Genomic DNA, 17,728 nt, shown 5'->3' with positions numbered 1-17,728 from the left:
AGGTATGGCGAAGACTCAGTTGAACGTGCGGGTGGACGAGGGCACCGCCCGCGCCGCCCGTGAACGTGCCCTCGCCCGCGGCGTGAGCGTCAACCGCTACATCGAGGAACTGGTCATGAAAGACACCGGCGAGGCGGGTCAGGCCTTCGTGGAGGCCGCCGCCGACTTCATGAAGCAGTACGAATCCGTGTTCACGGAGGAGTTCGGCAAGGACGGCAAGGAACACGAGGATCGTTGAGCGATCTGCACATCGATCTCGCCTGGCTCCTGATGCTCGCGGAGCAGAAGACCCCGGGCGATCCCCAGGTCACCGACTGGGGCGCCCTGGTGGCCGCCGTGGCACGGCACCAGGCCGAGATCTTCGACATCCCCGTCTACGACAGCCCGCATCTGCGTGCCGCCTCGCTGCTGCAACTCCTCATCCACGTCCCGGCGTTGGAGCGCACCAACGCGCTCTTCGCCTGTGCGGTCGGGTACGCCTACCTCGTCGCGAGCGGACTGAGGGTCGTCACCTCGCCCGAACTGGTCCGGGACCTCGCCAAGGTGGCCAAGAAGGGCGACGCCTCGGTGCACGACATCGCGCGCGAGCTGCGCAGATGGACCCTGTGATCAGCCCGCCTCCGGCGACGGCCGCCAGGCGGTGCCCAGCACACAGAAGGACGTAGGCAGCGTCGGTCCCTTCTCCGGCATCGACACCCGCCGGTAGGGACCGAGCTCGAACCCGGCCTCCCGGAGGGCCTCGACCGGGTCGCGGGCCAGATGGCAGCCGCCGCTCAGCGGGGGCCACACCGTCCGGTCCAGGGCGCGCTGGGTGAAGCGCATCGCCGGGCCGCCGCCCCTGCCGTGCTCGAAGAACCGCACGACCCCGCCGGGCCGCAGCACCCGGCGCACCTCGCCGAGCGCACGCGGCACATCGCGCACACTGCACAGCACCAGCGAGATCACCACGGCGTCGAAGGCCTCGCTCTTGACGGGCAGCGCCTCCGCGGCCCCGGGCACCACGTCGACCGGCACCTCCGAGCGCAGGGCGGCCTCCACCGCCAACTGCCGCAGCCGGCGCTCCGGTTCGATCGCCACGACCTCGGAGACCGCGCCGGGATAGTGCGAGAAGTTCAGGCCGTTGCCCGCGCCGATCTCGATCACCCGCCCGGACAGCCCGGCGAGCAGCCGCTCCCGCATCCGGGCCATGCCCAGCCCGGTCTCGGCGGCGACGCTGAGCCTGGCGTAGTACCGGGCGAACAGCGGATGGTGGACGGGGTCCCGGGACACCTTGCCGGAACCGGCGGACCGCAGCGCCATGGCAGCCTCCCTCACAGGACGTGCCTCACAGGACGTGCCTCACTGCGATTGTCCCCCGCGGGACCCCGTCGCACCCCGCGGGCGCCTACCGCACGAAGTCGCGCACCTGCTCGTAGACGCCGTGGTCGTTGTTCATGTCGGTGTGCGAGACGCACCCGACCTCGACATTGGTCGCGCCGGTCAGGATCGCCGTGGTGTCCGGGGTGAGCGCGTCGTCGCAGTTGGACCAGTAGCTGGCGTAGGTGACACCGCCCGGCGTCTCGTCGCCGGAGTTGAGGGCCGTGAGGAAGGAGCTGCCGGTGTACATCTCCGCGCACGAGGTGTAGAGCCACGAGCACCAGGAGGCCGTGGTCGTCCCGTGGTTGACGCCGGCGGCCGAGACGAAGTCGTCCACGTACGCCGTGCCGCCGAGGTTCTTCAGGTAGTAGCGGGCGCTCAGCGCGCCCATCGAGTGGGTGACCAGGTCGACCTTCGAGGCGCCGGTCGCCTTGAGGACCCGCTGGACCTCGGTGGCCAACTGCTGGGCGGTGGTCACGTTCGACTGCGACCAGCTGTACGACCAGGCGTCGAGCTCGGACGCGGTGTAACCGTCCGCCTTGAAGTCGGCGATCCAGTCGTCCCAGCTGCTCGCGTCACTGCTGAGCCCGTGCACGAACACGATCGGGTTGTGGGTCGCCGCGTGAGCGGGGACCGCGGCGAAGGAGAGTGCCAGAAGGAGAGAAGTGACCACGGCCGTGGCGGCCGCGGCGATGCGACGCCCGAAGCGCTGCATGATGCCTCCTGAAACGGGTGGGGTTGTCAGGAGTGTCAGCGCGGTTCTACGCGCGGCGCATCGGTGAAGTCGCCGGTCTTTACGTGTCAATTAACTCGCCAGTAACGTGAGTTGTGTGGTGACTCCGGTGAACCCTCCGCATCCGACCCGCACTTCGCCACCCCAGCCCGTGATCCCGGCCCTACCCGAGGGCGTCAGGGTGCGGCTGCTGCATTCCGTTTACGGCGATCTGCGGGCCGCCGCCGAGCTCGTGACGCTGCTGACCGACCGCCAGTCGGCCGGTCTGGACCCGCTCCCCACCGACCCCGTCGACCTCGCCCCGGCCCTACTGCGCGCGCTACGCGCGGAGATCCGGGCCCTGCCCGACGACACCCGCCTCCTCCTGCTCCTCGCGGCCGCCGACCAGTACCCGGTCGCCACCCACGCCTTCCCCCGCGCGGTCACCGCCGCCCGCCTCGACACCCGCCCGCTGGAGAGCGCGGAGGCGGTCGGCGTGGCGCACTCGGGGGCGGGCGGAGTCGTCTTCCGGGACGCCTGGACCAGGATCGCGGCGTACGAGTCCGGTTCCTCGGCCGACCGCCGTGCCGTCCACCGCCTGCTGGCCCGCGTGCTGCGCGGCGACGGCGAGACCCCCCGCCGGTCCTGGCACCGCGGCGCGGGCGCGCTCGGTCCGAGCGGACGGCTCGCGGCGGAGCTGCGCGGTTCCGCGGACAAGGCCCGCGGCACCGGCCAACTCGATCTGGCGCGGGCCTTGTTGGAGCGGGCCGCCACGCTCTGCCCGGATCTGCCGGAACGCTCCCGTCTGGTGACACGTGCCGCCGCCGACGCCTGGCAGGCCGGCGACGGCGACCGGGCCCGCCGTCTCGCGGCCGACGGTACGGCCGACGACGCCCTCTCGGGTCTGTTCGCGCTGCGCGCGGGCAACGCCACGGAGGCGTTCGACGCGCTCCTGGGGGCAGCGGCGCACCGCGCGAGACCCGGGGGAGGGAACGAGTCTCCAGAGGCAGGGGGCACCGCACGGGACGCCGGGGTGTCCGCCGACCCCGCCACCCACCTCCTCGCCCGCGCCACCGAAGCCGCCGTCTACACCGGTGACCTGCGCCGCTGCCGGGAGGCCGCCCGGGTCGCCGGACGGCTCGGGATCGCACCGCCCGGCACGCTCGGCGGACTCGCGGCCGCCTTCGAGGGGCGCTACGAGGACGCCCGCGACCTCCTGGAGGCGGCGGCCGGACGCTGCGGCCCCGGCGGCGACCCCACCCTCCTCGTGCACGCCGGCATCGCGGCTCTGATGCTCGGCGACCACACCCGCGCCGCCACCGCGACCCTCCGGGCCGCCGCCTCCGCCCGCACCCGGGGCGCGATCGCCGTCATGGCACAGGCCATGGAGTTCCGCGCCTACGCCGACTTCTGGACCGGCCGCCCCCAGGCCGGACAGGCCGCCGCGACGGAGGCCCTGCACCAGTCGTACGCCACCGGACAGGACAACGGCGCCTGCCATCTCCAGGCCGCCCTCGCCATGTTCGCGGCGATCACCGGAGACGCCGACACCTGCCGTGCACGCGCCGCCGCCGCGCGCTCGTACGCCCTCGCCCGTGGACTCGGCCTGCCGGCCGCCCTCGCCCAGTGGGCGCTCGCCTTCCTCGACCTCACCGACGGCCGCTTCGTCGGCGCGGCGGCCCGGCTGCGCGCCCTCGCCGGGTTCGGGCCCGGCCACGGACACCGGGCCATCCGGCACCTGGCCACCCCGCACTACGTCGAGGCCGCCGTCCGCACCGACGACACCCGGATCGCGCGCGGCGCCCACGCCGACTACCACCGCTGGGCGACGGCCGTGGACAGCCCCGACGATCTCGCCCTCAGTGCCCGCTGCCGAGCCCTGCTGGCCCCTGGCGAGGAGGCCGTCGAGCACTACCGCACCGCCCTCGAGCTCCACGCGCACGGCACCCGCGACTTCGAACGCGCCCGCACGGAGCTGCTGTTCGGCAGCGCCCTGCGCCGATTGCGCCACCGCACGGAGGCACGCGACCGCCTCCGCAGCGCCCTGGAGGCCTTCGATCACTTCGGAGCACCCCACTGCGCGGCCCGGGCCCGCGCCGAACTCCGCGCGCTCGGCGCCCCCGCCGCCCCGACCCACGCCGTGAATCCCACCGCACGCCTCACGGCCCAGCAGTTGCTGGTCGCCCGCATGGTCGCCGAGGGCGCCACCAACCGCGAGATCGCGGCCCGCCTGGCGCTGAGCCCCCGCACGATCGACCACCATCTGCGGGGCGTCTTCACCCGGTTGGGCATCCGCTCACGGATCGACCTGGTGCGGCTCATCGCGGACAGCGAGGTGCCTTAGAGGTCCTTCAGAGCACCTCGCGCAGCTCCGGCGAGGTGTCCCGGGATTCCTCAGGGCGCCTCGCGCGCCCCGAACGCCTCCGCGTCCCACGTCCCGTCCAGTCGCGGAGCCAGCCAACCCGGCGCCGCGGCGCGGAAGTCGGCGGGCGCCAGCCCACCCGCACCGGCGGGCAGGGCGCCCAGCAGCGGAGACCCGGAGACGTCCGGCAGGTCGGCGAGGTTGCAACGCGAGGCGAGGTCGGGGGAGTCGGGCCAGCTGCCGATCACCACCCCCGCCAAGTCAAGGCCGCGGCGGCTGAGTTCACGGGCCGTCAGGTCGGTGGTGTTCAGCGTGCCCAGGCCCGCCGACGCCACCACCAGGACCGGCGCCCGCAGCAGCGCCGCCGCGTCGGCCAGGGTCCCGCCCTCGTCGTCGAAGCGCACGAGCAGCCCGCCCGCCCCCTCCACCAGCACCAGATCGTGCTCGGTGGCCAGTTTGGCGGCGGCCTCCGCGACCTCGGCGGGACGCACCGGCCGCAGACCGGCCCGCCGTGCGGCCGTCGCCGGGGCCAACGGCTCGGGAAAGCGGGCGAGTTCGGCCCTCGTCACCGAGCCCGCGAGCCGGGCCACCTCCTCGGCGTCCCCGGGCTCGTCCGGCCGTACGCCGGTCTGCGCGGCCTTCAGGACGGCGACCGTCTGCCCGGCGGCGAGCGCCGCGGCGGCGACGGCGGCCGTGGTGACCGTCTTGCCGACCTCCGTGCCCGTCCCCGTGATCACCAGTACCGGCATGTCATCCCTCCAGCGCGGCGGCACACACCGCACGCGTGATCCGTGCCACGTCCTCGTCTCCCGTGACGTAGGGCGGCATCGTGTAGACGAGGTCGCGGAACGGCCGCAGCCACACGCCCTCGCGCACGGCGGCCTCGGTCGCGGCCTTCATGTCGACCTCGTGGTCCAGCTGTACGACCCCGATGGCACCGAGCACCCGGACGTCCTTCACACCCGGCAGCTCGCGCGCCGGTTCCAGCCCGTCCCGCAGCCCCGCCTCGATGCGCTTGACCTCCGCGAGCCAGTCCTGCCCGAGCAGCAGCCCGATCGACGCGCAGGCGACGGAGGCCGCGAGGGGGTTGCCCATGAAGGTGGGGCCGTGGGCCAGCACCGGGACCTCGCCCCGCGAGATCCCGTCGGCCACCCGAGGTGTGCACAGGGTCGCCGCCATCGTCAGATAGCCGCCGGTCAGCGCCTTGCCCACGCACATCACGTCCGGCGTCACCGCCGCGTGCTCCGCCGCGAACAGGGCGCCCGTGCGGCCGAACCCGGTGGCGATCTCGTCGAACACCAGCAGCACGTCGTGCGCGTCGCACGCCTCGCGCAGCACCCGCAGATACGCGGGGGAGTGGAACCGCATCCCGCCCGCGCCCTGCACCACCGGCTCCACGATCACCGCGGCCAGCTCGTCCGCGTGCCGTTCGATCGCCGCGCGCAGCTGATCGGCGTACGACTCCTCGAACTCGGCCGGGGGCGCGTCCACGAACACCTGGCGGGGCAGCACCCCGGACCACAGCTCGTGCATCCCGCCCTCCGGGTCGCACACCGACATGGGCTGCCAGGTGTCGCCGTGGTAGCCGCCGCGCCAGGTCAGCAGCCGCTGCTTGCCCGGACGGCCCAGCGAGCGCCAGTACTGCAGGCACATCTTCACCGCGACCTCGACCGACACCGAACCCGAGTCGGCGAGGAAGACATGCTCCAGACCATCAGGAGACATATCGACAAGGAGCTTCGCGAGTCGGACGGCGGGCTCGTGGGTGAGCCCGCCGAACATCACATGGCTCATCCGCCCGAGCTGCTCGTGCGCGGCCTCGTTCAGCACCGGGTGGTTGTAGCCGTGGATCGCCGACCACCAGGAGGACATGCCGTCGACCAGTTCCGGGCCCTCAGCGAGCCGCAGCCGCACCCCGCTCGCCGACTCCACGACGAGCGGGTCGACCCGGCCCGGCATCGGACCGTACGGATGCCACACGTGCCGCCGGTCGAGCGCCAGCAGCTCCGTCACGGACAGGACGGGCAGATCAGGCATTGGGCGCGAGGTCGGTTCCGGCGCCCCGGCGGCGCACGGCGACCAGGTCGGTCCGGGCCTCGTTGGCCGGCGTGGCCGGCGTGGCCGGCGTGGCCGGGACCGCCGTACCGCAGACACCGCCGCCCTCGTGCGAGCCGCAGCCGGCACTGTCGTGAGAGCCGCACCCGGCACTCTCGTGGGAGCCGCAGCCGCCCCCTGTCGACACCCGGTGTTCGGGCAGTGTCACCTCGCCCGCGCCCTCCACCTCGAAGCCGGCGTCCGCGATCATCTCCAGGTCGGCCTTGCCGGCCTGGCCCTCGGTGGTGAGGTAGTCGCCGAGGAAGATCGAGTTGGCGAGGTTGAGGGCGAGGGGCTGCATGGTGCGCAGATGGACCTCGCGGCCGCCCGCGATGCGGACCTCGACGTCCGGGCAGACGAAGCGGACCATCGCCAGGATGCGCAGACAGCGCTGCGGGGTGAGGTTCCACTCCTTGGCCAGCGGGGTGCCCTCGACCGGGATCAGGAAGTTGACGGGAACCGAGTCGGGGTCCAGCTCGCGCAGCGAGTAGACGACGTCGACCAGGTCCTCGTCGCTCTCGCCCATGCCCGCGATCAGACCCGAGCAGGCGGACAGACCGGCCGCGTGCGCCTTGTTCACGGTGTCGACGCGGTCGGCGTAGGTGTGCGTGGTCGTGATGTCGCCGTAGGTCGCCTCGGACGTGTTCAGGTTGTGGTTGTAGGCGTCCGCGCCCGCCTCGCGCAGCCGCTCGGCCTGGCCGTCGGAGAGCAGACCGAGGCATGCGCACACCTCGACGCCCTCGTTCTGCTCCTTGATGGCCTTGATGGTGCCCGCGACCCGGTCCACGTCACGGTCGGTCGGGCCGCGCCCGGACGCCACCAGGCAGACCCGCTTGGCGCCCCCCGCCAGACCGGCCGCCGCCGCCTGGGAGGCCTGGTCGGGCTTGAGCCAGGTGTACTTCAGGATGCCGGTGTCGGCGCCCAGCCGCTGGGAGCAGTAGGAGCAGTCCTCGGGGCACAGTCCGGACTTCAGGTTGACGAGATAGTTGAGTTTCACCCGCCGTCCGAACCAGTGCCGGCGCACCTTTCCGGCCGCGGCCACCACGTCGAGCAGGTCGTCGTCGGAGGTGGCCAGCACGGCCAGCGCCTCCTCGCGGGTCGGCAGCTCGCGCCGAAGCCCCTTGTCCACCAGCGTGTTCAACAGGTCCATGAGAGCCGATCCTGTCCTACGGACCCGCCCAGGGCCAAGGTAGGGATCGCACAACACACCCGCATTGACGTGTGGGTATTGCCACACCGTGGGTAGCGTTTGCTGCCGCTAGGGTCTGTCCGTTGTCTACAAATGCCCCGGAGGACCCATGGCGTTCGGCTGGATCGACGAGCAGGCGCTGGCGCGCCGCGAGGCCGGGCTCGTACGGACCCTGCGGCCGCGTCCGGCCGACTCGCCGCTGCTCGATCTCGCGAGCAACGACTACCTGGGTCTCGCCCGCCATCCCGAGGTCGTGGCGGGCGCCGCGGCGGCCGCGCGGACCTGGGGCGGCGGCGCCACCGGCTCCCGGCTCGTCACCGGCACCACCGAGCTGCACACCGAACTCGAGCGCGAACTGGCCGAATTCTGCGGCTTCGAGGCGGCGCTCGTCTTCTCCTCCGGATACGCGGCGAACCTGGCCGCCGTCACCGCGCTCGCGCCGCACGGCTCGCTGATCGTCTCCGACGCGGGCAACCACGCCTCGCTCATCGACGGCTGCCGGCTGGCCCGCGGTACGACCCAGGTCGTCGCGCACGCCGACCCGGACGCGGTGCGCAAGGCGCTCGGCACCCACGACGGGCCCGCCGTCGCGGTGTCCGACACGGTCTTCTCCGTCGACGGCGACGCGGCGCCCCTGGCCGGCCTCGCCGAGGCATGCCGGGAGCACGGTGCGGGCCTGGTCGTCGACGACGCCCACGGCCTGGGCGTGCTCGGCGCCGGCGGCCGCGGGGCCCCGCAGGCGGCGGGGCTCGCGGGCGCCGACGACGTGGTCGTCACGGTCACGCTGTCCAAGTCGCTCGGCAGCCAGGGCGGCGCCGTCCTCGGCCCCGCACGGGTCATCGAACACCTGGTCAACGCGGCACGGACGTTCATCTTCGACACCGGTCTGGCCCCCGCCGCGGCGGGAGCCGCCCTCGCGGCCCTGCGGCTGCTCGGCCGTGAGCCCGAGCGGGCCGCACGCGCGCGCGAGGTGGCGACCGGACTGCACGCACGCCTGACCGCCGCGGGTCTGGAGGCGGTACGTCCGGACGCCGCGGTGGTCTCGGTGCGCGCACCCTCCCCGGAGGAGGCCGTTCAGTGGGCGGCCGACTGCCGTGCCGCCGGGCTCTTCGTGGGCTGCTTCCGGCCCCCTTCCGTGCCCGACGGCATCTCACGGCTCAGGCTGACCGCCCGTGCGGACCTGTCCGAGGAGCAGATCGAACGCGCTGTACGGGTGATCGGCGGGACACGACCATGAGTCGGCGTGACACGGTCGTGCGCCCGACGGACCGAACCGGTCAGAACGCGCGGACGAAGCCCGCCCAGCTCTCGGGGGAGAAGAGCAGCGCGGGTCCGTCCGGGTCCTTGGAGTCGCGTACGGCGAGCAGCCCGGCACACGGCCCGGCCGACGGCCTCGCTGTCTCTACGCAGTTGTTGGCCCCGGTGCTGTAGCTGCTGCGCAGCCAGCGCACTTCGGGCAGTCGGGTACTGGAGATTACGTTCCGAGGCAGTGCAGACATGGTGCCTCCTTACGCGCCGTCACCCATCCCGGCGAGGTAATCCAACGAGTCCTCGGGCGAAAGGGCGTGGATCCGAAGGGTGTTGAAGGCCTCGGTGTAGGCCTGGAGGTCTTCTTTCCGCTCGAGGTAGAGGCTACTCGTCAAGTGGTCGAGAACAACCACATCCAGATCAGAAGTGCGCGGAAATGAGAAGATTACGAAAGGCCCGGTGATACCCACATGCGCCCCGGCAGTGAACGGCAGTACCTGCAGCCGCACTTGAGGCAGCCGGGCCGCCTCCAGGAGCCTCTGGCGCTGACGGGCCATCACCTCGGGACCGCCGACCTCCCGCCGCAGCACCGCCTCGTCCAGGACCGCGCTCAACTCCAGGGGCGGCTGCGCCCGAAGGATGTCCTGCCGGGCCAGCCGGACCTCGACCAGCGCATCGAGACGTTCGTCGTCGAGTCCCTCCACCGCGGCCCGGGTCACCGCGCGTGCGTACTCGGGCGTCTGGAGCAACCCGGGCACGACCGAGGTCTCCAGCGTGCGCATCGCGCTCGCCTGGGACTCCAGACTGATGAAGTCCCGGTACGTCGGTGGCAGGACACCCCGGTACGCGTGCCACCAGTGGTGCCGGCCGCCGTTCTCGTCGGAGCCCGCCAATACCAGCAACAGCTCCCGCAGATTCGCGTCCCCCACGCGATAGGCGTCGAGAAGTAACCGCACATCGTCCGGTTTCACCCCGCTCGCCCCGGTCTCGATGCGGCTCACCTTCGACTGGTGCCAGCCCACGAGCCGGGCCGCCTCACCGCTGGTGAGCCCCGCACTCGCGCGCAATGCACGCAGTTCGGCGCCCAGTTTTCGCCGGCGCACCGCGGGGCCGTGCTGCATGGCGCTACTCCTTACTCCTTACGAGCCGCCCAAATACGGTCTCGCGTCGCAGAGTTCACCGCTTCGAGCGACAGATATATGCACATCTTGGTGGATCGGCACCCGTCGCAGCCCCGGTGATGGCACTCTGGCGATGAACCACCAGTCCGGGACCGTACTCGAACCATCCGCACCGTGTCGGACTCCGGTCCCGTGGGAAAGGGACGACGTCGCCATGGCAGACCACCTGGAAGCATCCGTCACTCTGCCGAGCGAACCCGCCTCGGTCTCCGCGGCCCGCACCTATGTCCTCAGCACACTGGCGGAGTGGGGGCTGCCGTCCACCACGGATGCCGCCGAGACCGTCCGGCTCATCGTCTCCGAACTCGCCACCAACGCCGTACAGCACACGTTCGGGCAGTCACCCACCTTCACGGTGGACATCGCGCTGGACCGTGACGAACAACTGCGCATCGGGGTCACCGACAGCCACCCGCGCTTTCCCAAGCGGCTGCCGGCCGCGGTTCAGCAGGACAACGGGCGGGGCATGGTGATCATCCGCTGGCTCGCCGCCGAGTACGGCGGCAGGCTGAGAGTCAGGCCCACCGGGGAGGGCGGCAAGACCGTCTCCATCGAACTCCCGTGGACGGTCCCCGCGGAGCCGGTCACCGCGGCGGGGCAGCAGGAGCCGTAGGAGAGGTCGGACCGGCTGGGGCGGCCCCGGACGTCGCCGGAGTCGGCGCAGGCCCGTGGACGGCTGTGGGGCGAGGCTCCTGGCCGGGCCGTTGCTCGCGGCCTGGTCACCTCGCGCTGCGTCGGACAAGAAGCCCGGACGCACAGGGGTCGATCTGTGTTCCTCGGCCGGTCCCGCTCGTCGGACCAGTCGGAGGAGCAGCCACTACAGGTGTATGTGGCGTGCCGGAAGGGGCAGGGGACTCGCCTGAGTTGCGGTCGGCGCGCGCTCCAGCAGGTCGCGTCACGCGCCCCCGGGAGCCCGAGGGGACGGCGGGAGGTCAGGTCGCCGCCGCCCCCTCGGGGGTGTCACTTGACCCGGCCGTACCAGACGCTCTTCGTCCAGATCTTCTGCAGCCTCACCACGTCCCCGGTCTTCGGGGCGTGCCAGATCTTTCCCTTCCCGGCGTAGATGCCGACGTGGTAGACGTTCGAACCCGAGTGGAAGAACACCAGGTCGCCGGCCTTGCGGCTGCCCGCGCCGATGTGGCGGGTCTTGTTGTACTGCTGGGCCGCCGTGCGCGGGAGCTTCTTGCCCGCCTTCTTGAACGAGTACAGCGTGAGCCCTGAGCAGTCGAAGCGGCGCGGCCCGGTGGCGCCGTACTTGTACGGCGAGCCCTTCTTCGAGGCCGCTACCTTGAGCGCCTGCGTCGCCGGTGTCGCGGCGGCGGCGTCGGCTGCGACGCCCGGGACCACGACGGAGCCGCCCACTGCGGCGATGGCGAAGGCCGAGGCCGTACCGGCCCGGACCATCAGCGACGGGACACGATTGAGCGCAGTCATGCGCAACCCTTCGTCAGCCGCCTGTGAAGGATGACCTGTCGGATTCGGGCTGGCGAAGTTGCCCGGCCGCTGACGCGGCTTCACCCCAAGGGCTGCTCGGCCCGGTCATGGCGTGACCGTTCCGGCGACCCGTCGTGCTTGGGTCCTCCACTCCTGCCGATCCACTCCTGTCGACCGGTCATCCGGGCGGCGGCAGGACTCGGCGTCCGCCCGGATCGCCCCGCCGCTGCGGCGGGGGCTTGTCGTCAGTCAGGGATCTTGGCGCACGGATGTCCCAAAAACCCAATGGAACCGGGGATTTGTGTTGTTACTCACCACTCACCCGTTCGGGTGGACACCTGAGCGCTCGAAGGGGCGTCCAGGGGTCCACGGCCCCCTCGACCAGCACAGAAACTCCTCATTCCGCACCTGAACCACGCGCGTTGCGCAAGCTGGACGGTCGCGAAAAAGGAGCCGCGCCTCCTGCAAACGGCGGTACGTCTTTTGGTCCGTTTCAACCGCGCCCCGGACGCCCCGTCAGACCCGGGGAACATCCGGAGGCACTGTCAATGCGTCAATGCGTCAATTGCCGGGCTCGGACGGCACCGTGACCCTGGCCGTACGCCGCTCTCCGTCCAGGACCCGTAGGGCCCGCGCCAGCGTCTCCGCGTGCAGTTCGCGCTCTCCGCGGCCGTGCATCAGCACCAGCGCGTCGCGCAGTTCGGCGGCCCTGCTCACCAGCGCCTGCGCCGCGCGCAGTCCGCCGTAGGTGTCCTCGCGCCGGGCCGGGTTGATCCGGCCCAGCAGGTCGACCACGTCGAGATAACGGTCGATCAGCTCGCCCTCGGCGCGTGTGAGCGCGGGCAGCGGTGGCAGGTCCGGCACCATGTGCGACTCACCTCGCGCCCGGAGCGGTGCGCGAGGACTTGCGGCTCGGGACGATCGCGTCCGCCAGGCCGTAGTCCAGGGCGCCCTGCGCGTCCAGGATCTTGTCCCGCTCGATGTCGGCGCTCACCTGCTCGGGGCTGCGCCCGGTGTGTCGGACGAGCATCTCCTCCAGGCGGGCCCGCACCCGGAGCAACTCGTCCGCCTGGATGGCCAGATCGCTGGCCTGTCCCTGCACCGGCTCGCTCAGTGCGGGCTGGTGGATCACCACCCGGGCGCCCGGCAGTACCGACCGCTTGCCCGGGGTGCCCGCCGCCAGCAGCACTGCCGCGGAAGAGCCGGCCTGCCCGAGACACGTGGTCTCCACGTCGCAGCTGACGTACTGCATCGTGTCGTAGATCGCCGACATCGCGCTGAACGAGCCGCCGGGGGAGTTGATGTACAGCGAGATGTCCCGGTCCGGGTCCTGGTACTCGAGGTACATGAACTGCGCCATCAGATCGTTCGCCGAGGTGTCGTCGATCCGCGTCCCGAGGAAGACGATCCGCTCCTCCAGCAGCTTCGAGTACGGATCCATCGTCTTCTGCCCGGAGCTCGTGCGCTCATGGAACTCGGGCAGGACGTAACGGGCGGTCGGTCGGGTCATGGCGTACCCCTCCTCGCTGCGGACAGCTGTCTGTAAAAAATGTACAGGACGTACGTGACGTTATGATGGGGGTATGGCCTACGAGATTCCGGTGACGCAAGCCAGGGCTGAACTCGCCGACCTGATCAACCGGGTGGTGTACGGCGGCGAGCGTGTCGTCGTCACACGGCATGGAAAGCCGCTGGTCGCCCTGGTCTCCGCCGCTGACCTCGAACGGCTGGAGGAGTTGCAGGAGCCCGTCGAGGAGCCGGTGATCAGCGCGGTCTCCACCGTGCGGGAGGTCGCGTCCGCTCCTCGCGAACAGCAGCGGTTCGGCATCGCCGCGCATCACCGGGGGGCCGGGCCCGCGTAGAGGCCCCCGCGGAGACGTGTGAGCCCCCGGTCGCCGTCGCGGCCGGGGGCAGGGGCAAGGGGGAGCGGGTGGTCAGCCGACGGGGGCGAGTTCGCGGTCGTCGGCGGCGGATACGGCGTTCCTCGCCCGCGACTTCAGTGCGTTCCCCACCAGTACGGCACCCAGGCCCAGCACGGCCCACCAGGTGAGCGTCAGGGCGGGCCCGGTCGCCGCCGCGCCGTCGAAGAAGGACACCGAGCGCAGCAGGGTCGCGCTCGCGCCCGGCGGCAGCCACTGGCCGATCGTGCCGACCGGCTCGGGCAGCAACTGCGGGGCGGAGGCGGCACCGGAGAACGGGTTGCCGAGGAACATCACCAGGAACGCGGCGGCGCCGATCCCCGCCTGCCCGGCCAGGGCGGCGAGTCCCGCGACGGCCCCGCTCACGGCCAGCGTCGCCAGGGCGAGTGTTCCCGCCTCCGCCCACCAGTTCCCGGTGAGGGCGCCGAGCCAGCTGTGGGCAAGGGTGGCCGCGATGACGCCCACCAGCGCGGCGCAGAGGACCAGCGCGGTCACGGCACGCAGACCGCTCAGTCCGAGCAGGGTCACGAGCGCGCCCGCGATGATGCCGCTCAGTGCCAGCGGCAGCACGGAGGAACTCAGGGCCGCACCCCTCGGGTCGGACGCCGGGGCCGGGACGACGTCCACCGTCCTCACCTCGCCGCCGCTCGCCGCGGCCTGCCGGGTCACCGCCTGCTGGAGGAGCTGGGCCACGACCGGGCTCGCGGCCGACGCGGTGAGCAGCTCGGGGCCCTGTGCGGTGACGACGACCGCGCCGTATACGGTCCGCTCCTCGATCGCCGCCCGCGCGGCCCTCTCGTCGGCATAGCGGTGGATCTCGAAGGCGCCCTCGTGCTGCCGCAGCTGTTTCTCCACCTGTGCGGTCGCGGCGGCCGGCCCGGCCACGCCGAGCGGCAGGTCACGCGGGGCGGTGCGGGCGGCGGGCCAGGCGAAGGCCCACAGAGCCACGGTGGCGAGCAGGGGCACGAGGACGACGACCGCGATCAGGCGACGGGTGGACATGGTGGTCCTCTCCGGAGCCGAAGCAGCCCCGTAAAAAGAAGGATCGTTCGTTTTAGGTTCCACGCCACCGTCTCGCCGTCGTCGCACCTTGTCAAGAAGGAATGTTCGTTTTATTTTGGCGCCATGGCTCGCGTATCCCAGGCACACCTCGACGCCAGGCGTCGGCAGATCCTCGACGGTGCGGCGGTCTGCTTCGCCCGCAACGGCTTCCACGCCACGTCCATGCAGGACGTCCTGAGGGAGGTCGACCTCTCGGCCGGGGCCGTGTACCGCTACTTCAGCGGCAAGGAGGAACTCATCGGCGCGATCGTCGGGGAGGTGCTCGGCCAGGTCCACGAGGGTTTCGAGGAAGCCGCCCGCAGCAGCCCGCTCCCGCCTCCGGACGTCCTGGTGGCGTCGGTGCTCGGCCGCGTCCTCGCCACCAAGGAGTCCGTGACCGTCGACGGGCGTCCGGCGTTCCCGCGTCTGGTCGTCCAGGTGTGGACCGAGACCCTCCGCAACGAGGAGCTCGCCACCGTCCTGCGCGAGGGCTACGGCGCCGTGCGCGAGACCTGGACGCGGATCGTCGGGGCGTACCAGGACGCCGGGACGATGCGCCCGGACGTACCCCCGGAGCACGTGGCCCGCACGATGATGGCGGCCGCCATGGGCTTCCTCGCGCAGCAGGCGCTGTTCGGGCCGACGCCCGCCGAGGTCCTGAGTGACGGTCTGCGGGCGCTGATGAGCGTGCGGGAGGAAGCCGGCACGCGCTGACGGATCACAGCTCGGTTAACGTGCCTGAAACCGGATCCAACTAGCCTGCGGATCCACGCCACCAGGGACTTTGCCCCGGGGCTGCGGCAGCCGGACCCCGCACGGTCCGGAGCGAGGACTGTGAGGTGGGACGTGCAACTGACCCCGCACGAGCAAGAGAGGCTGCTCATCCATGTGGCGGCCGACGTGGCCGAGAAGCGCCGGGCCCGTGGGCTCAAGCTCAACCACCCCGAGGCGGTCGCCCTCATCACGTCGCACATCCTCGAAGGCGCGCGTGACGGCCGTACCGTCGCCGAACTCATGGCCTCCGGGCGCAAGCTGCTCACCCGGGACGACGTCATGGAGGGCATCCCCGAGATGATCCACGACGTCCAGGTCGAGGCGACCTTCCCGGACGGCACCAAGCTCGTCACCGTCCACGACCCGATCGTCTGAGGGGCCCCAATGATTCCCGGAGAGATCCTCTTCGCCGACGGGCCGATTGCCTACAACGAGGGCCGTGAGGTCACCCGGCTGACCGTCCTCAACGCCGCCGACCGGCCCGTCCAGGTCGGCTCCCACTACCACTTCGCCGAGGCCAACCCCGGCCTGGAGTTCGACCGCGCCGCGGCGCGCGGCAAGCGGCTGAACGTCGCCGCCGGCACCGCCGTGCGCTTCGAGCCCGGGATCCCGGTCGACGTGGAACTCGTCCCGCTCACCGGTGCCCGCGTGGTGCCGGGCCTGCGCGGGGAGACCGGAGGTGCCCTCGATGCCTGAGATCTCTCGTGCCGCCTACGCCGACCTGTTCGGCCCCACCACCGGCGACCGCATCCGGCTCGCCGACACCGATCTGCTGATCGAGGTCGAGGAGGACCGCAGCGGCGGTCCCGGGCTCGCCGGTGACGAGGCCGTGTTCGGCGGCGGCAAGGTCATCCGTGAGTCGATGGGACAGTCGCGTGCTACGCGCGCAGACGGCACCCCCGACACGGTCATCACGGGCGCGGTCGTCGTCGACCACTGGGGTGTTGTCAAGGCCGACGTCGGCATCCGCGACGGCCGGATCACCGGGATCGGCAAGGCGGGCAACCCCGACACCATGGACGGGGTGCACCCCGACCTGGTGATCGGCCCCGAGACCGAGATCATCGCGGGCAACGGCCGGATCCTCACCGCCGGTGGCGTCGACGCGCACGTCCACTTCATCTGCCCGCAGATCGCCGACGAGGCGCTGTCCGCGGGAGTCACCACCCTGGTCGGCGGCGGCACCGGCCCCGCCGAGGGCTCCAAGGCCACCACCGTCACCCCCGGCCCCTGGCATCTCGCCCGGATGCTGGAGGCGATGGAGCAGTACCCGCTCAACATCGGCTTCCTCGGCAAGGGCAACACCGTCTCCCACGAGGCGATGCTGTCCCAGATCCGCGGGGGCGCGCTCGGCCTCAAGCTGCATGAGGACTGGGGCTCGACCCCGGCCGTCATCGACGCCTCGCTGACGGTCGCCGAGCGGACCGGCATCCAGGTCGCCATCCACACGGACACCCTGAACGAGGCCGGATTCGTCGGCGACACGCTCGCCGCGATCGCCGGCCGGGGCATCCACGCCTACCACACCGAGGGTGCGGGCGGCGGGCACGCGCCGGACATCATGACCGTGGTCTCCCAGCCGCACGTGCTGCCGAGCTCGACCAACCCGACCCGGCCCTTCACCGTCAACACCGCCGAGGAACACCTCGACATGCTGATGGTGTGCCACCACCTCAACGCGGCGGTGCCGGAGGACCTCGCCTTCGCCGAGTCCCGCATCCGCCCCACGACCATCGGCGCCGAGGACATCCTGCACGACCTGGGCGCCATCTCGATCATCTCCTCCGACGCCCAGGCCATGGGACGCGTCGGCGAGGTCATCATGCGGACCTGGCAGACCGCGCACGTCATGAAGCGGCGCCGAGGTGCGCTGCCGGGTGACGGGCAGGCGGACAACCACCGGGTACGGCGCTATGTCGCCAAGTACACGATCAACCCCGCCGTCGCCCAGGGACTCGCGCACGAGGTGGGTTCCGTGGAGACGGGCAAGCTGGCCGACCTGGTGCTGTGGGAGCCCGCGTTCTTCGGGGTCAAGCCGCATCTGGTGATCAAGGGCGGGCAGATCGCCTACGCGCAGATGGGCGACGCGAACGCGTCCATCCCGACCCCGCAGCCGATCCTTCCCCGGCCGATGTACGGGGCGATCGGGCGGGCCCCCGCCGCGAACTCCTTCAACTTCGTGGCGCCCCTGGCCATCGAGGACGGACTGCCGGAGCGGCTCCAGCTCGGGAAGCGGTTCGTGGCGACCGAGTCGACGCGCGGGGTCACCAAGGCCGACATGCGGGAGAACGACGCCCGGCCCGACGTCCGCGTCGACCCCGACAGCTTCGCCGTGCACATCGACGGGGAGCTGGTGGAGGCCACACCGGCGGCCGAACTGCCCATGGCCCAGCGTTACTTCCTCTTCTGATGGCGGGG

The 17,728-nt window shown here is 71.7% G+C and carries 21 protein-coding genes and 1 riboswitch; of the genes, 10 read left to right on the top strand and 11 right to left on the bottom strand.

Annotated elements, in window-relative coordinates:
• Positions 1–4: 4 nt before the first annotated feature.
• Together ABZT93_RS16595 and ABZT93_RS16590 are read left to right on the top strand one after the other, a co-directional pair.
• Complete coding sequence (locus tag ABZT93_RS16595) at positions 5–238, top strand: antitoxin (protein ID WP_356104731.1); 234 nt, start codon at positions 5–7, stop codon at positions 236–238.
• Complete coding sequence (locus ABZT93_RS16590) at positions 235–609, top strand: fic family toxin-antitoxin system, toxin component (RefSeq protein ID WP_356104728.1); 375 nt, start codon at positions 235–237, stop codon at positions 607–609. Before ABZT93_RS16595 ends, ABZT93_RS16590 begins: the two co-directional genes overlap by 4 nt.
• Here ABZT93_RS16590 and ABZT93_RS16585 read toward each other — a convergent pair whose 3' ends face one another.
• A complete protein-coding gene (locus ABZT93_RS16585; RefSeq protein ID WP_356104726.1) occupies positions 610–1,299 on the bottom strand; it encodes a class I SAM-dependent methyltransferase in 690 nt (229 codons plus the stop codon). It abuts the gene before it with no gap.
• A gap of 85 nt (positions 1,300–1,384) precedes the next feature.
• Positions 1,385–2,071, bottom strand: a complete 687-nt coding sequence (locus tag ABZT93_RS16580) for a triacylglycerol lipase (RefSeq protein ID WP_356104723.1) — start codon at positions 2,069–2,071, stop codon at positions 1,385–1,387.
• Positions 2,072–2,189: 118 nt separating this feature from the next.
• On the opposite strand from ABZT93_RS16580, the gene ABZT93_RS16575 reads away from it, so the two are divergent.
• Positions 2,190–4,412, top strand: a complete 2,223-nt coding sequence (locus ABZT93_RS16575; RefSeq protein ID WP_356104840.1) for a LuxR C-terminal-related transcriptional regulator — start codon at positions 2,190–2,192, stop codon at positions 4,410–4,412.
• 50 nt (positions 4,413–4,462) lie between these two features.
• Here the strand turns inward: ABZT93_RS16575 and bioD are convergent, their stop codons facing one another.
• Genes bioD through bioB form a run of 3 tightly spaced genes read right to left on the bottom strand, consistent with a single transcriptional unit; the run spans position 4,463 to position 7,674 of the window.
• A complete protein-coding gene (bioD, locus tag ABZT93_RS16570) occupies positions 4,463–5,179 on the bottom strand; it encodes a dethiobiotin synthase (RefSeq protein ID WP_356104720.1) in 717 nt (238 codons plus the stop codon).
• A gap of 1 nt (position 5,180) precedes the next feature.
• On the bottom strand, positions 5,181–6,467 hold the full coding sequence (locus ABZT93_RS16565; RefSeq protein WP_356104717.1) for an adenosylmethionine--8-amino-7-oxononanoate transaminase: 1,287 nt from the start codon (positions 6,465–6,467) through the stop codon (positions 5,181–5,183).
• On the bottom strand, positions 6,460–7,674 hold the full coding sequence (gene bioB / locus ABZT93_RS16560) for a biotin synthase BioB (protein ID WP_356104715.1): 1,215 nt from the start codon (positions 7,672–7,674) through the stop codon (positions 6,460–6,462). The genes ABZT93_RS16565 and bioB overlap by 8 nt, the downstream gene beginning before the upstream one ends.
• A 148-nt stretch (positions 7,675–7,822) precedes the next feature.
• Between bioB and ABZT93_RS16555 the strand changes: the two genes are divergently transcribed.
• Positions 7,823–8,950 carry an 8-amino-7-oxononanoate synthase gene (locus ABZT93_RS16555; RefSeq protein WP_356104712.1) on the top strand — a complete coding sequence of 376 codons (1,128 nt, stop codon included), beginning with the start codon at positions 7,823–7,825 and terminating at the stop codon, positions 8,948–8,950.
• A 40-nt stretch (positions 8,951–8,990) separates the two neighbouring features.
• On the opposite strand, the gene ABZT93_RS16550 is transcribed toward ABZT93_RS16555, so the two are convergent.
• Together ABZT93_RS16550 and ABZT93_RS16545 are read right to left on the bottom strand one after the other, a co-directional pair.
• Entirely contained in the window at positions 8,991–9,212 is a 222-nt protein-coding gene (locus ABZT93_RS16550; protein ID WP_031039795.1) for a DUF397 domain-containing protein, read from the bottom strand.
• Between the two features lie 9 nt (positions 9,213–9,221).
• Complete coding sequence (locus ABZT93_RS16545) at positions 9,222–10,082, bottom strand: helix-turn-helix transcriptional regulator (RefSeq protein WP_356104709.1); 861 nt, start codon at positions 10,080–10,082, stop codon at positions 9,222–9,224.
• A 214-nt stretch (positions 10,083–10,296) separates the two neighbouring features.
• Here ABZT93_RS16545 and ABZT93_RS16540 point away from each other — a divergent pair, with 214 nt between their 5' ends.
• Positions 10,297–10,755: an ATP-binding protein gene (locus ABZT93_RS16540; RefSeq protein ID WP_356104707.1), complete on the top strand. Its 459-nt coding sequence runs from the start codon at positions 10,297–10,299 to the stop codon at positions 10,753–10,755.
• A gap of 347 nt (positions 10,756–11,102) precedes the next feature.
• Here the strand turns inward: ABZT93_RS16540 and ABZT93_RS16535 are convergent, their stop codons facing one another.
• From ABZT93_RS16535 to ABZT93_RS16525, 3 genes are all read right to left on the bottom strand, one after another.
• Positions 11,103–11,576 carry a C40 family peptidase gene (locus ABZT93_RS16535; protein WP_356104705.1) on the bottom strand — a complete coding sequence of 158 codons (474 nt, stop codon included), beginning with the start codon at positions 11,574–11,576 and terminating at the stop codon, positions 11,103–11,105.
• A 3-nt stretch (positions 11,577–11,579) separates the two neighbouring features.
• Positions 11,580–11,791: riboswitch (cyclic di-AMP (ydaO/yuaA leader) on the bottom strand.
• A gap of 346 nt (positions 11,792–12,137) precedes the next feature.
• The gene (locus ABZT93_RS16530; protein ID WP_356104702.1) at positions 12,138–12,443 is read right to left on the bottom strand and encodes a hypothetical protein; all 306 of its coding nucleotides are present in this window, start codon (positions 12,441–12,443) and stop codon (positions 12,138–12,140) included.
• Positions 12,444–12,450: 7 nt separating this feature from the next.
• Positions 12,451–13,086 carry an ATP-dependent Clp protease proteolytic subunit gene (locus ABZT93_RS16525; protein WP_356104700.1) on the bottom strand — a complete coding sequence of 212 codons (636 nt, stop codon included), beginning with the start codon at positions 13,084–13,086 and terminating at the stop codon, positions 12,451–12,453.
• Positions 13,087–13,159: 73 nt separating this feature from the next.
• Here ABZT93_RS16525 and ABZT93_RS16520 point away from each other — a divergent pair, with 73 nt between their 5' ends.
• Positions 13,160–13,438, top strand: a complete 279-nt coding sequence (locus ABZT93_RS16520; protein WP_356104697.1) for a type II toxin-antitoxin system Phd/YefM family antitoxin — start codon at positions 13,160–13,162, stop codon at positions 13,436–13,438.
• A 72-nt stretch (positions 13,439–13,510) separates the two neighbouring features.
• Here the strand turns inward: ABZT93_RS16520 and ABZT93_RS16515 are convergent, their stop codons facing one another.
• Positions 13,511–14,497 carry an ABC transporter permease gene (locus ABZT93_RS16515; RefSeq protein ID WP_356104695.1) on the bottom strand — a complete coding sequence of 329 codons (987 nt, stop codon included), beginning with the start codon at positions 14,495–14,497 and terminating at the stop codon, positions 13,511–13,513.
• A gap of 123 nt (positions 14,498–14,620) precedes the next feature.
• Between ABZT93_RS16515 and ABZT93_RS16510 the strand changes: the two genes are divergently transcribed.
• The 4 genes from ABZT93_RS16510 (at position 14,621) to ABZT93_RS16495 (ending at position 17,720) form a co-directional block, all read left to right on the top strand.
• Complete coding sequence (locus ABZT93_RS16510; protein ID WP_356104692.1) at positions 14,621–15,250, top strand: TetR/AcrR family transcriptional regulator; 630 nt, start codon at positions 14,621–14,623, stop codon at positions 15,248–15,250.
• A gap of 132 nt (positions 15,251–15,382) precedes the next feature.
• Positions 15,383–15,685 (top strand): urease subunit gamma, encoded by a 303-nt coding sequence (locus ABZT93_RS16505; RefSeq protein ID WP_010355509.1) that lies wholly within the window; start codon positions 15,383–15,385, stop codon positions 15,683–15,685.
• A 9-nt stretch (positions 15,686–15,694) separates the two neighbouring features.
• Positions 15,695–16,006 (top strand): urease subunit beta, encoded by a 312-nt coding sequence (locus ABZT93_RS16500; protein WP_190050893.1) that lies wholly within the window; start codon positions 15,695–15,697, stop codon positions 16,004–16,006.
• On the top strand, positions 15,999–17,720 hold the full coding sequence (locus tag ABZT93_RS16495) for an urease subunit alpha (protein ID WP_356104687.1): 1,722 nt from the start codon (positions 15,999–16,001) through the stop codon (positions 17,718–17,720). Before ABZT93_RS16500 ends, ABZT93_RS16495 begins: the two co-directional genes overlap by 8 nt.
• The last annotated feature ends 8 nt before the right edge of the window (positions 17,721–17,728 follow it).

The sequence above is a fragment of the Streptomyces sp. NPDC005303 genome (genome assembly GCF_040607335.1).
GTDB lineage: Bacteria > Actinomycetota > Actinomycetes > Streptomycetales > Streptomycetaceae > Streptomyces.
This window is presented reverse-complemented; position numbering and strand designations above follow the sequence as displayed.

Excerpts from the sequence above, each read along its gene's own strand:
- ABZT93_RS16595 (WP_356104731.1), top strand. The coding sequence starts at position 5 with ATGGCGAAGACTCAGTTGAACGTGCGGGTGGACGAGGGCACCGCCCGC.
- ABZT93_RS16585 (WP_356104726.1), bottom strand. The coding sequence starts at position 1,299 with ATGGCGCTGCGGTCCGCCGGTTCCGGCAAGGTGTCCCGGGACCCCGTC.
- ABZT93_RS16580 (WP_356104723.1), bottom strand. The coding sequence starts at position 2,071 with ATGCAGCGCTTCGGGCGTCGCATCGCCGCGGCCGCCACGGCCGTGGTC.
- bioD (WP_356104720.1), bottom strand. The coding sequence starts at position 5,179 with ATGCCGGTACTGGTGATCACGGGGACGGGCACGGAGGTCGGCAAGACG.
- ABZT93_RS16565 (WP_356104717.1), bottom strand. The coding sequence starts at position 6,467 with ATGCCTGATCTGCCCGTCCTGTCCGTGACGGAGCTGCTGGCGCTCGAC.
- bioB (WP_356104715.1), bottom strand. The coding sequence starts at position 7,674 with ATGGACCTGTTGAACACGCTGGTGGACAAGGGGCTTCGGCGCGAGCTG.
- ABZT93_RS16555 (WP_356104712.1), top strand. The coding sequence starts at position 7,823 with ATGGCGTTCGGCTGGATCGACGAGCAGGCGCTGGCGCGCCGCGAGGCC.
- ABZT93_RS16550 (WP_031039795.1), bottom strand. The coding sequence starts at position 9,212 with ATGTCTGCACTGCCTCGGAACGTAATCTCCAGTACCCGACTGCCCGAA.
- ABZT93_RS16545 (WP_356104709.1), bottom strand. The coding sequence starts at position 10,082 with ATGCAGCACGGCCCCGCGGTGCGCCGGCGAAAACTGGGCGCCGAACTG.
- ABZT93_RS16540 (WP_356104707.1), top strand. The coding sequence starts at position 10,297 with ATGGCAGACCACCTGGAAGCATCCGTCACTCTGCCGAGCGAACCCGCC.
- ABZT93_RS16535 (WP_356104705.1), bottom strand. The coding sequence starts at position 11,576 with ATGACTGCGCTCAATCGTGTCCCGTCGCTGATGGTCCGGGCCGGTACG.
- ABZT93_RS16530 (WP_356104702.1), bottom strand. The coding sequence starts at position 12,443 with ATGGTGCCGGACCTGCCACCGCTGCCCGCGCTCACACGCGCCGAGGGC.
- ABZT93_RS16525 (WP_356104700.1), bottom strand. The coding sequence starts at position 13,086 with ATGACCCGACCGACCGCCCGTTACGTCCTGCCCGAGTTCCATGAGCGC.
- ABZT93_RS16520 (WP_356104697.1), top strand. The coding sequence starts at position 13,160 with ATGGCCTACGAGATTCCGGTGACGCAAGCCAGGGCTGAACTCGCCGAC.
- ABZT93_RS16515 (WP_356104695.1), bottom strand. The coding sequence starts at position 14,497 with ATGTCCACCCGTCGCCTGATCGCGGTCGTCGTCCTCGTGCCCCTGCTC.
- ABZT93_RS16510 (WP_356104692.1), top strand. The coding sequence starts at position 14,621 with ATGGCTCGCGTATCCCAGGCACACCTCGACGCCAGGCGTCGGCAGATC.
- ABZT93_RS16500 (WP_190050893.1), top strand. The coding sequence starts at position 15,695 with ATGATTCCCGGAGAGATCCTCTTCGCCGACGGGCCGATTGCCTACAAC.
- ABZT93_RS16495 (WP_356104687.1), top strand. The coding sequence starts at position 15,999 with ATGCCTGAGATCTCTCGTGCCGCCTACGCCGACCTGTTCGGCCCCACC.